Genomic DNA, 12,438 nt, shown 5'->3' on the forward strand with positions numbered 1-12,438 from the left:
ACCAATATTGGTGTATAATTAGTGGCATTACTGATAGTGGAAGAAGGAGACTCTTTTATGGATAAGCATTATGCGGATGACAGTTTGGCACTACATACAGATTTATATCAAATCAATATGTCGGAGGCTTATTGGGCAGATGGGATGCACGAACGGAAAGCGATTTTTGAGTTGTTTTTCCGTAAACTACCTTTTGGCAATGGTTATGCTTTGTTTGCGGGGTTAGAACGCATTTTAGACTACTTGAGAAACTTCAAATTTACGGACAGTGATTTAGCTTATCTTCAAGAAGAACTTGGCTATAAGCAAGATTTCATTGATTACTTACGAACGGTTCGGTTTACAGGTGATGTTTACTCAGTAGCAGAAGGTGAGCTTGTTTTTCAAAATGAAGCGTTAATCCGTGTCGAAGCTCCGCTTGTCGAAGCCCAATTGATCGAAACTGCACTTTTAAACATTGTAAATTATCAAACCTTAATCGCGACTAAAGCTAGTCGGATCAAGCAAATTGTTAAAGACGAACGCGTCATGGAATTCGGGACAAGACGTGCTCAAGAAATGGATGCGGCCATTTGGGGGTCGCGCGCAGCTTATATTGGAGGACTTGAAGCCACAAGCAATGCACGTGCTGGCAAAAAATTTGGAATTCCTGTAGCAGGAACGCACGCACATTCAATGGTTCAAGCTTATAAAAATGAATACGATGCATTTCATGCTTATGCAAAACGCCATAAAAACTGTGTCTTTTTGGTTGATACATACGATACATTAAAATCCGGAGTGCCGATTGCGATTCAAGTTGCCAAAGAACTAGGCGACAAAATCAATTTCCAAGGCATTCGTCTAGATAGTGGAGATATTGCCTTCTTATCTAAAGAAGCACGAAAAATGTTGGATGCTGCAGGTTTCAAAGATGTGGAAATCGTCGTTTCCAACGATTTGGACGAATACACAATTTTAAACTTAAAAGCTCAAGGAGCCCGAGTAGATGCATGGGGTATTGGAACAAAATTAATTACGGCTTACGATCAACCGGCATTAGGAGCGGTTTATAAATTGGTAGCTATCGAAAATGAAAAAGGTGAATTAGAAGATACCATTAAAATTTCGGGAAATGCTGAAAAAGTTACGACTCCCGGGCTAAAAAATGTTTATCGTATTATAGATAAGGAAAATGGAAAGTCAGAAGGCGATTATATTGCAATGCACGATGAAGACCCTGCTTCACAAGAACGTTTAAAAATGTTTCACCCAGTTCATACCTTCGTATCGAAATTTGTTACGAATTTTGAAGCCGTAAATATTCATCGTAAAGTAGTTGAACAAGGTCAAATTATTTATAAAAACCCGAGTGTTCAAGAAATGCAGAGTTATGCGATTCAAAATATGGAGTTATTGTGGGAGGAATACAAACGCTCACTAAACCCAGAAGAATACCCAGTAGATTTAAGTCAAAAATGCTGGGATAATAAAATGCGCAACATCCAAGAAGTACGAGATGCCATTCACGAGTTTACTGGAGAATAAGGAGGATTTTAATGTCTACTCTACAACAGCAAATTATTGAAGAACTGAAAGTGCAGCCTACTATTGAACCCAAAAAAGAAATTGAACGAACAATCCAGTTTTTAAAAGATTACTTGAAACGCCATACGTTTCTTAAAGGGTATGTCCTTGGAATTTCAGGTGGTCAAGATTCGACATTGCTTGGCAAGTTAACGCAGATGGCAATTGATCAATTAAATGAAGAGTCGGGAAGTAATGAATATGCATTTTATGCAGTTCGCTTACCTTACGGTGTTCAACTTGATGAGCATGATGCTAAAGATGCAATAGACTTTATCCAACCAACTAAACTTTATACGGTAAATATTAAAGGTGCGGTTGATGCTAGTGAGCAAGCATTAAAAGAAGCGGGCATCGAATTAACCGATTTTGCAAAAGGTAACGAAAAAGCGCGTGAACGGATGAAAGCTCAATACTCGATTGCAGCCATGCATAGTGCGGCTGTGCTGGGAACCGATCATGCGGCAGAAGCTATTACCGGTTTTTATACCAAATTCGGTGATGGCGCAGCTGATTTGACGCCATTATTCCGTTTAAACAAGCGTCAAGGAAAAGCGATGCTACAAGAACTTGGGAGTCCGGAGCATCTCTACTTGAAAGTTCCAACTGCAGATTTAGAAGAAGACAAGCCAGCGCTTCCTGATGAAGTGGCATTAGGAGTCACTTATAAGTTAATCGATGACTATTTAGAAGGTAAGAAAATACCGGCAGATGCACAAGAAAAGCTAGAAGGCCATTATTTAAGAACGCAGCATAAGCGTCATTTACCTATTACGGTATTTGATGATTTTTGGAAATAGATCTTTAAAAAGCAGGAAATCTTAGTAGATTCCTGCTTTTTTATTTTGGGAATTGACTGGAAGAAATTTCATGTAGAGTTGAGTTATGAGCGGCTTTTCGTTATGATTACGATAAGATTGTGATAATTCAAAACATTTTCTGCAGTACATTGGAGGAACTTATAGATGAATGCAAAAGAACGGTTGGAAAAAGTAATCAACAATATTGAAAAAGTCATTATTGGCAAACGTGATATTGCAGAGCTTAGTATAGTTGCAATGTTATCTCACGGTCATGTATTGCTAGAGGATGTGCCAGGTGTTGGGAAAACGATGTTGGTTCGAGCTTTAGCAAAGTCAGTAGGAGCAGACTTTAAGCGCATTCAATTTACACCTGACTTATTGCCATCAGATGTTATTGGTGTTTCGATTTATAACCCGAAAGATATGGAGTTCCATTTTCGCCCTGGGCCAATTATGGGGAATATTATTTTAGCAGATGAAATTAACCGAACCTCTCCCAAAACACAATCTTCTCTTTTAGAAGCGATGGAAGAAGCGTCGGTTACGATTGATGGGGTAACTATGCAAATTCCAAAACCGTTTTTTGTCATGGCTACACAAAATCCAATTGAATATGAAGGAACATACCCTTTGCCTGAAGCACAACTTGATCGTTTTTTATTGAAGATTAAAATGGGATACCCTACTCCGAAAGAAGAAATGGAAGTTTTGAACCGTGCACAAGTTGCTGCGCCGATTGAAGAATTGACTTCTGTAATATCGCTAGAAGAGTTATTAAAATTACAAGATCAAGTGAGAATGATAAGAGTAGATGAAACGATTCGAAGTTATATTGTGGACTTGGCTCGACAAACTCGTCAAGATGCTTATGTTTATTTAGGAGTCAGTCCGCGAGGGTCGATTGCATTGATGAAGGCTTCACAAGCATATGCTCTATTAAAAGGGCGTGATTATGTAACGCCAGATGATGTTCAATATTTAGCGAAATTTGTTTTCGGTCATCGCATTATGTTGCGCTCAGAGGCTCGTTACGATGGCATAACGGTTGAAGAAATTACAGAACGCATCTTAGCGAAAACCCATGTACCTGTTCAAAGGTTTGTTGGTAAATGAACCAATTGAAAAATAACACCGCTTTATGGGGGCGCATCCTAATCGTGCTTTTTCTTCTGTTTTTAACTTTTTCTTTTGCCATGTTTCAAGGAGGATTTGTTAGTTGGTTTATTTTTTATATGTCTTTACCGTTTATCGGGTATTCCGTGCTATTAGCGTTGTATCCATTACAGAAAATTAAAGTCTCCCGAGAAATTCATACAGCTCAAGTTCGTAAAGGTGGAGACTTTTCCGCGACTGTCACCGTTTATCGGGAAAATCCTTTTCCACTCCTTTACACCGTATTAAGTGAACAAACTCATTCACCGTCTTTAAATAAAATTATCGTAAATCAACCTCCTAAAATGATTGTGCCAGGGTTTCGAAAATCTTATTCTTGGACGTATACACTCGAGAACATGCCTCGAGGAGAACATGTGTTAGAAGGCGTTCGCTTAGAAATTTCGGATTTTTTTGGGTGGGTAAAAAAAACTCGGTTATTGCCAATTCAACAAACAATTTTGGTTTATCCAAATACAGTGGAAATTGCTTATCGCCCCATAGAATCACGCTACGATCATGGCTCAATGGCTGCTCCTTTTACTTTAGTGAAAGATACGACAATGGCAAGTGGCGTACGTGATTACCAGCCCGGTGACCGAGTGTCATGGATTCATTGGAAATCTTATGCACGTACACAAACATTGCGCACGAAAGAATTTGAAGATCGTCAGTCTCAAGACCTTTTTTTACTAGACGATCGAAGAGCATCAGAGAAATTTGAATTACAAGTAGAGTTAGTCGCTTCTATATTGAGGTCGGTTGTACACGCGAACTCAAGCTTAGCTTATTTATCCATTGGTCAAAAACGCAATTATTTTCCGGTCGTTCAAACAGAAGAGCATTTGCAACGGCTGATGTATCATTTAGCGAAAGTGCAAAGTGACTTGGATAAACCGGTAGATCAAGCGGTTGGACGCGAACTTCAACAAATGAATACTTCGAGTTTATTGTATGTAACGAGTTGTCTTTCAGTAGAGATGGTTCACTCTATTCAAAGGAACGCTAAAAATTTAAGTAATTGCATGTGTTTAGTGGTAGTGAGTAAGGGTGAAACCTTACGCGAAGAAGATGAACAAGTGCATCAATTTGCCCGCTCAAAAGGATTTGTTGTGAAACGTGTGAGTCCTGAAAACTTTGCAACGGTGTTTACGGAGGTGAGCCGGTAATGACTTCTATTAGAAAAAATAAATTTTTCATGGCCATCTTATATATATTAGTTTTCTTTATGTTAGCCGAATGGTTAACGCCAGTTATAGTATTGACCGAAACGGGTCATCAAACCTTGTTTTTGATTTTTATCGCAGGTGGATTATTGATGGCATTTCTGAGAGTTCCTTGGTGGTTTTCGGGACCTATAAAAATTTTGTATATGTTATGGTTTATTGTTTATGTCTATACTGGCAATGTATTTTTTACAGGCGAAGCCATACAATTTCTCCAATCTAACATTCGTATGAATCTTTCAGCTTTGTTTAGCCAAAACTGGGAACAAACAACTGACGTTTTCCGAACCATTTTGTTTTTTGTATTGTTGTGGATGGCCATTTATTTGATTCACTACTGGGTGAGTTTCAGGTCCAGCATTTTTTTGTTCTATATATTGACTGTGGTGTTTATCGCTGTATTAGATACCTTTAGTCCATATTCTGGAGAAACTGCAATTGTACGAATCATGATTATCGGTCTTTTGCTAGCGGGTCTTTTGTATTTGGTTCGGTGGATGGAAAGTCACCAAATTTCAGAGCATGCTGATAAAGTAGCTTTGTTCGCAGTCCCTCTCGTTTTAGGAATCGCCGTTTCGACGGCGTTTGCATTGTATTTACCAAAAGCAGATCCGATTTGGCCGGATCCAGTGCCGTTTTTAACTTCTTTTTCTGGACAAGGAGGTCTTGGGAGCGGCAATGTCGGTAGAATTGGATACGGCGTCGACGACTCACGTTTAGGTGGTTCATTTATTGGAGATGATACGCCAGTCTTCCGAGCAGAAGTATCAGAAGGTCAATATTGGAAAGTTGAATCGAAAGATACTTATACCACAAAAGGTTGGGAACTGACAGAAAATGTAGGGGAGTCGTTTATCTATTCAAACGACGAACCAGTAGATACTGAATTTGATGCAGGGGAAGAAGAGTTAGAATCGGTAGCTGTATCAATGGAGCAGAAATTCCCATTTGTTTTATACCCATATGGGACTGAGTCATTTTCGATGGAAGCATCACCAAGTTATCAATATACTACAGCGGATCAGCGTTTTGAAACTTATCAAAATGGAGAAGGGCTAATACCCGAAGAGTATGAAGTCTCTTTTGCTGAACCTAGCTATAGTTTGAAAAATTTGCGTGAAACAAGAGAAGAGGATTTAGCAGAGCTGCCTATTGAGTTTGATCGCTATGTACAATTGCCGGCTGAGCTCCCTGAAAGAGTTCGCGACTTAGCGATTGAAATTACTGCTAACAGTGAATCGTTATATGATCAAGCATTAGCTATAGAGAGCTATTTTAAAACATCTGGATTTACTTATAGTCAAACAGATATTCCAGTTCCTGAAGCAGATCAAGATTATGTGGATCAGTTTCTATTTGATACAAAAAGAGGGTATTGTGATAATTTTTCAACCTCTATGGTTGTGTTGTTACGGTCGCTTGATATACCCGCTCGGTGGGTGAAAGGTTTTAATGAAGGTGAACAAATAGATGCGCAAGGTGAGACGGATATTTATGAAATCACCAATAATAATGCGCATTCTTGGGTAGAAGCTTATATGCCAGGCGTGGGATGGATGTTATTTGAACCAACGATTGGTTTTACAGGTTCATCATCTATTGATTTTGATTTGGAACTAGATCCAACGGACCCGGAACAACCCGATCCTCAGGAGCGTCCAGAGACACAAGAACCTGAAAATGCAGAAGATGAAGAAGTTGTGGTCTCTTCACAAAATGCTTTTTGGAATCGTCTTACAGATTTCATTTCAACTAACCGTTGGAAACTGATTTGGACAATTGTTGCATTGGGTGTTGTAGGAGCTATTCTTTTCAAAATTCGTCACAGGTGGATGCCTAAATTTCTTATTTCTTATTACCGGATGCGTGGGCAAGAACCGGTTCAATTTGAAAAAGCCTACTTAAGATTATTGAAACAACTCGAATTATACGGCATCCATCGGAAGTCAGGCCAAACCTTAAAATCATATGCAGCTTACATTGATTCATTTTTTGGGACACGAGAAATGTCTGAATTGACCGCCGCGTATGAACGGATGATTTATGGGGGAGATGTTGAATCCGTTGACTGGCATGAGTTAAAGGAAAGTTGGGAAAATTTAATCAATCGGACAAGCGGTTGATTTTACAACCTTTAAAATGTACAATTGATTAAATTATAAATTACAGGTGCCCTCATATATGTCCGATAATATGGATCGGATGTCTCTACCAAGTCCCCGGAAATGACTTGACTATGAAGGTGGATGACGCACGCTTTTTGACGTGTGCATTCGCCTTTTTGATGTAGAGCAGAAGAACGCGAGGTCCATTTTTCGCGTTCTTTTGTTATTTTGAGACCTGAATCGAATAGAAGAGGTGAAGGTTTTGCCAGTTAGTCCTATGTTGAAAGAACAGAAAAAAATCGTCGTTTTGGATTTCGGAAGTCAATACAATCAGTTGATTACTCGCCGCATCCGTGAAATTGGGGTTTATAGCGAGCTTCACCCGCACACAATCACTGCTGAAGAAATCAAAGAGATGAACGCTACGGGAATTATTTTCTCTGGTGGTCCAAATTCTGTTTATGATGAAAATGCATTTTCAATTGATGATGCCATTTTTGAAATGGGCTTGCCGATTTTAGGGATTTGCTACGGTATGCAATTAATGGCTCTCCATTTAGAAGGAAAAGTAGAAAAAGCACAAAACCGTGAGTACGGCAAAGCGGAATTAAAGCTGACGAAAGAAAGCAAAATTTTTAAAGACCTTCCGGAAGAACAAATCGTATGGATGAGCCACGGTGATTTAGTTACAGCTGCGCCTCCAGGGTTTGATGTGATCGGAACAAGTGCAAGCTGTCCGATTGCTTCAATGGCCGATGAAAACCGCGGATTCTACGGCGTTCAATTCCATCCAGAAGTACGTCATTCGATTTATGGCAATGATTTATTGCGCAAATTTGTTTATGACGTTTGTGGAATGCAAGACGACTGGTCGATGGAAAATTACATTGAATTAGAAATCGAAAAAATCCGTGAAGAAGTTGGTGACAAAAAAGTACTTTGCGCACTTAGTGGTGGAGTAGATTCTTCAGTCGTTGCTGTCTTGATCCATAAAGCAATTGGTGATCAATTAACATGCATGTTTGTAGATCACGGTCTTCTTCGTAAAGGAGAGGCAGAAAGCGTGATGAAAACTTTTGCTGACGGATTCAACATGAACGTTATCAAAATCGATGCACGCGATCGTTTCATGAGTAAACTTGAAGGTGTTACTGATCCAGAGAAAAAACGTAAAATTATCGGGAACGAATTTATCTATGTATTCGATGATGAAGCTTCGAAACTTGAGGGTATGGACTTTCTTGCACAAGGAACGCTGTACACTGACATTATCGAAAGTGGAACAACAACTGCCCAAACGATTAAATCCCACCATAATGTTGGGGGATTACCGGATGACATGCAGTTTAAATTGATCGAACCGTTAAATACGTTATTCAAAGATGAAGTACGTGTTCTTGGTACTGAGCTTGGTATGCCAGAAGAAATCGTTTGGCGTCAGCCGTTCCCAGGTCCAGGACTAGGTATTCGCATTATGGGAGCCGTAACTGAAGAGAAACTTAAAATTGTTCGTGAGTCTGACTGGATTTTACGCGATGAAATCAAAAAAGCAGGCCTCGACCGCGACATCTGGCAATACTTCACTGTGTTACCGGATTTGCGCAGTGTCGGAGTAATGGGAGATGCTCGTACTTACGATTACGCAATCGGTATTCGTGCAGTAACGTCAATTGACGGCATGACTTCTGATTGGGCTCGCATTCCTTGGGAAGTTTTAGAGAAAATCAGTGTTCGTTTAGTCAATGAAGTAGATCACATTAACCGTGTACTTTATGATATTACAAGCAAGCCACCAGCAACAATCGAGTGGGAATAAAGATAGCATGCCGACTAATTTAGTCGGCATTTTTATTTTTCACGAACTTTTTTGTGTTATGTATTAAAAATGTTCGTGTTTGGTATTGTTAATTCGTTTTATACATGATATATTACGATAGAAATTAAATAAGCTTGTCGTATAATGTCGGGGATATGGCCCGAAAGTTTCTACCGAGTTACCGTAAATAACTCGACTACGATTTTAATCCTGTTCACTATTGAGCGGGATGCCTTTCATTTTTTATATGAAGGGATAAATCGAACGCATACGGCAATCTGCTGTGTGCGTTTTTCTTTTGTAGGATTTATACGCAGGCAAGTCGGAGGAATCAGCATGAAAAAGTATTTTCAGTTTGAAGAACTAGGAACGAATTACCGCCGTGAATTTATTGGCGGTTTAACAACGTTTCTTGCGATGGCATATATTCTTGTCGTCAACCCGTTAACTTTAACGTTACAGTCAGTACCCGATCTTCCAGATTCAATGCGGATGGATTATGGAGCCGTATTTATGGCTACAGCATTAGCTGCTGCAATCGGTTGTTTAATAATGGGGATTCTCGCGAAATATCCAATTGCGCTTGCTCCAGGTATGGGCTTAAACGCATTTTTTGCTTACACGGTTATTTTAACTTACGGGATTCCTTGGCAAACTGCATTAACAGGCGTTTTATTTTCAGGACTTATTTTTATTCTTCTTACGTTAACAGGTCTTCGTGAACTAATCATCAACTCGATTCCTGCTGAATTAAAATATGCAGTAGGAGCAGGGATTGGCTTATTCATTACGTTCATCGGATTGCAAAATGCAAATATCATTGTAGACAACCCAGCTACTTTAGTTGGACTAGGAGATCTTTCAAACAGTTCAGCGTTGTTAGCAATCTTTGGGTTAATCGTAACTGTAATCTTTATGGCTCGCGGTATCCAAGGTGGAATTTTCTTTGGGATTTTAATCGCAGCAGTAGTTGGAATGATCTTTGGTGTTGTGAACTGGCCTAGTGCAATTATCGACTTGAATGTTCCAAGCATGGCTCCAACTTTCGGTGTAGCGCTTGAACCAATCTTCAACGATTTTGGGTCATTGATAAATATTCAGTTTCTTGTTGTGGTGTTAACTTTCTTATTCGTTGATTTCTTCGACACTGCTGGAACTTTAGTGGCTGTGGCCAATCAAGCAGGCTTGATGAAAGACAATAAACTTCCAAGAGCAGGCAAAGCATTACTAGCAGATTCTATTGCGACAGTTAGCGGAGCAATCTTCGGAACATCAACAACTACTTCTTATATTGAATCATCTGCAGGAGTTGCAGCGGGTGCACGATCTGGCTTTGCAGCTGTAGTAACAGGTATGCTGTTCCTCATCTCAATTTTCTTTTATCCAGTCCTTGAAGTAATCACTAGCGCCGTGACAGCTCCGGCTTTAATCATCGTAGGTGTCTTGATGGTTTCAGCGCTCGGGAAAATAGATTGGACAAAATTTGAAGTCGCAGTTCCTGCTTTCCTAACGATGATCGCTATGCCACTTGGCTATAGTATCGCAACAGGTATTGCCATTGGATTTATCTTCTATCCAATTACAATGCTTGTTGCAGGAAAGGGGAAACAGATTCATCCGATTATGTATGGATTGTTTGTCATCTTCGTTCTTTACTTTATTTTCTTAGCGTAAGATAGGAAGTCCGCCAATTTACTTGGCGGACTTTTTTCTTTGAGCTAGCAAAAAATGAAAACTGTATCTTATAGAAGAAACTCGAATAGTACCATAAGCAAATGCAGTGGTTGAAAAGAAGTTGTACTTTATAAAATAGAGGAGTGAGAAAGGAACCATGACTTTAATATTGAGAAATTTCAATTCCTAAACAACATAGGAAAGGTTAGAAATATAAGGGGAACTCTTCAATGTAAAGGGTAAACTTCCTTACTTATTTGTAACGTAATTGTAATCTGAATAGTTAGATAAATCTGTTATAATAAGTTTACGAAAAAAATTCATTAAAGTGTTGACTCTATAATATGAGCGTGGTATATTAATTGAGTCGCCAATGAGCGCGACAAACTGAACCTTGAAAACTGAACAGCAAAACGTCAACAAACAGCAACGGCCGCGCAAAACGGCCCGCGCAAAACTTACTGATCAGCAGTATGCAGATCAAAGCGAATCGTGCGTCTTCGGACGGCGATACGCCAGCAGTATTGAGCAATCAACACTACTCTATAATGGAGAGTTTGATCCTGGCTCAGGACGAACGCTGGCGGCGTGCCTAATACATGCAAGTCGAGCGGAACCAGAGGAGCTTGCTCCTTCTGGTTTAGCGGCGGACGGGTGAGTAACACGTGGGCAACCTGCCCTGCAGATCGGGATAACTCCGGGAAACCGGTGCTAATACCGAATAGTTTGCGGCCTCTCCTGAGGCTGCACGGAAAGACGGTTTCGGCTGTCACTGCAGGATGGGCCCGCGGCGCATTAGCTAGTTGGTGGGGTAATGGCCTACCAAGGCGACGATGCGTAGCCGACCTGAGAGGGTGATCGGCCACACTGGGACTGAGACACGGCCCAGACTCCTACGGGAGGCAGCAGTAGGGAATCTTCCGCAATGGACGAAAGTCTGACGGAGCAACGCCGCGTGAGTGACGAAGGTTTTCGGATCGTAAAACTCTGTTGTGAGGGAAGAATAAGTACCAATTAACTACTGGTACCTTGACGGTACCTCACCAGAAAGCCACGGCTAACTACGTGCCAGCAGCCGCGGTAATACGTAGGTGGCAAGCGTTGTCCGGAATTATTGGGCGTAAAGCGCGCGCAGGCGGTCCTTTAAGTCTGATGTGAAAGCCCACGGCTCAACCGTGGAGGGTCATTGGAAACTGGAGGACTTGAGTGCAGAAGAGGAAAGTGGAATTCCATGTGTAGCGGTGAAATGCGTAGAGATGTGGAGGAACACCAGTGGCGAAGGCGACTTTCTGGTCTGTAACTGACGCTGAGGCGCGAAAGCGTGGGGAGCAAACAGGATTAGATACCCTGGTAGTCCACGCCGTAAACGATGAGTGCTAAGTGTTAGGGGGTTTCCGCCCCTTAGTGCTGCAGCTAACGCATTAAGCACTCCGCCTGGGGAGTACGGCCGCAAGGCTGAAACTCAAAGGAATTGACGGGGGCCCGCACAAGCGGTGGAGCATGTGGTTTAATTCGAAGCAACGCGAAGAACCTTACCAGGTCTTGACATCCCACTGCCCGGTGTAGAGATACGCTTTTCCCTTCGGGGACAGTGGTGACAGGTGGTGCATGGTTGTCGTCAGCTCGTGTCGTGAGATGTTGGGTTAAGTCCCGCAACGAGCGCAACCCTTGATCTTAGTTGCCAGCATTTAGTTGGGCACTCTAAGGTGACTGCCGGTGACAAACCGGAGGAAGGTGGGGATGACGTCAAATCATCATGCCCCTTATGACCTGGGCTACACACGTGCTACAATGGACGGTACAAAGGGTTGCCAACCCGCGAGGGGGAGCCAATCCCATAAAACCGTTCTCAGTTCGGATTGTAGGCTGCAACTCGCCTGCATGAAGCCGGAATCGCTAGTAATCGTGGATCAGCATGCCACGGTGAATACGTTCCCGGGCCTTGTACACACCGCCCGTCACACCACGAGAGTTTGTAACACCCGAAGTCGGTGAGGTAACCCTTGTGGAGCCAGCCGCCGAAGGTGGGACAGATGATTGGGGTGAAGTCGTAACAAGGTAGCCGTATCGGAAGGTGCGGCTGGATCACCTCCTTT

Annotated in this window: 7 protein-coding genes, 1 rRNA gene and 2 riboswitches; all 8 genes read left to right on the forward strand. The window is 41.5% G+C overall.

What is annotated here, in order from left to right; all coding sequences use genetic code 11:
• Positions 1-57 precede the first annotated feature (57 nt).
• The 8 genes from BCM40_RS04190 to BCM40_RS04225 all read left to right on the forward strand — a co-directional run bounded on the left by BCM40_RS04190 (position 58) and on the right by BCM40_RS04225 (position 12,438).
• Positions 58-1,527 (forward strand): nicotinate phosphoribosyltransferase, encoded by a 1,470-nt coding sequence (locus tag BCM40_RS04190; protein WP_065527005.1) that lies wholly within the window; start codon positions 58-60, stop codon positions 1,525-1,527.
• Positions 1,528-1,538: 11 nt separating this feature from the next.
• On the forward strand, positions 1,539-2,366 hold the full coding sequence (gene nadE / locus BCM40_RS04195; protein ID WP_065527004.1) for an ammonia-dependent NAD(+) synthetase: 828 nt from the start codon (positions 1,539-1,541) through the stop codon (positions 2,364-2,366).
• A gap of 165 nt (positions 2,367-2,531) precedes the next feature.
• Positions 2,532-3,482 (forward strand): AAA family ATPase, encoded by a 951-nt coding sequence (locus BCM40_RS04200; RefSeq protein ID WP_065527003.1) that lies wholly within the window; start codon positions 2,532-2,534, stop codon positions 3,480-3,482.
• Positions 3,479-4,690 (forward strand): DUF58 domain-containing protein, encoded by a 1,212-nt coding sequence (locus tag BCM40_RS04205; protein WP_065527002.1) that lies wholly within the window; start codon positions 3,479-3,481, stop codon positions 4,688-4,690. The genes BCM40_RS04200 and BCM40_RS04205 overlap by 4 nt, the downstream gene beginning before the upstream one ends.
• On the forward strand, positions 4,690-6,870 hold the full coding sequence (locus BCM40_RS04210; RefSeq protein WP_065527001.1) for a DUF4129 domain-containing transglutaminase family protein: 2,181 nt from the start codon (positions 4,690-4,692) through the stop codon (positions 6,868-6,870). The genes BCM40_RS04205 and BCM40_RS04210 overlap by 1 nt, the downstream gene beginning before the upstream one ends.
• Positions 6,871-6,902: 32 nt before the next feature.
• A riboswitch (purine riboswitch) is annotated at positions 6,903-7,004 on the forward strand.
• 125 nt (positions 7,005-7,129) lie between these two features.
• Positions 7,130-8,668 carry a glutamine-hydrolyzing GMP synthase gene (gene guaA / locus BCM40_RS04215; protein ID WP_065527741.1) on the forward strand — a complete coding sequence of 513 codons (1,539 nt, stop codon included), beginning with the start codon at positions 7,130-7,132 and terminating at the stop codon, positions 8,666-8,668.
• 117 nt (positions 8,669-8,785) lie between these two features.
• Positions 8,786-8,887: riboswitch (purine riboswitch) on the forward strand.
• A 117-nt stretch (positions 8,888-9,004) separates the two neighbouring features.
• On the forward strand, positions 9,005-10,342 hold the full coding sequence (locus tag BCM40_RS04220; RefSeq protein ID WP_065527000.1) for an NCS2 family permease: 1,338 nt from the start codon (positions 9,005-9,007) through the stop codon (positions 10,340-10,342).
• A 545-nt stretch (positions 10,343-10,887) separates the two neighbouring features.
• Positions 10,888-12,438: ribosomal RNA gene (locus BCM40_RS04225) — 16S ribosomal RNA — on the forward strand.

The sequence above is a fragment of the Planococcus donghaensis genome (assembly GCF_001687665.2).
In the GTDB taxonomy this organism is placed as follows: Bacteria; Bacillota; Bacilli; order Bacillales_A; family Planococcaceae; genus Planococcus; species Planococcus donghaensis.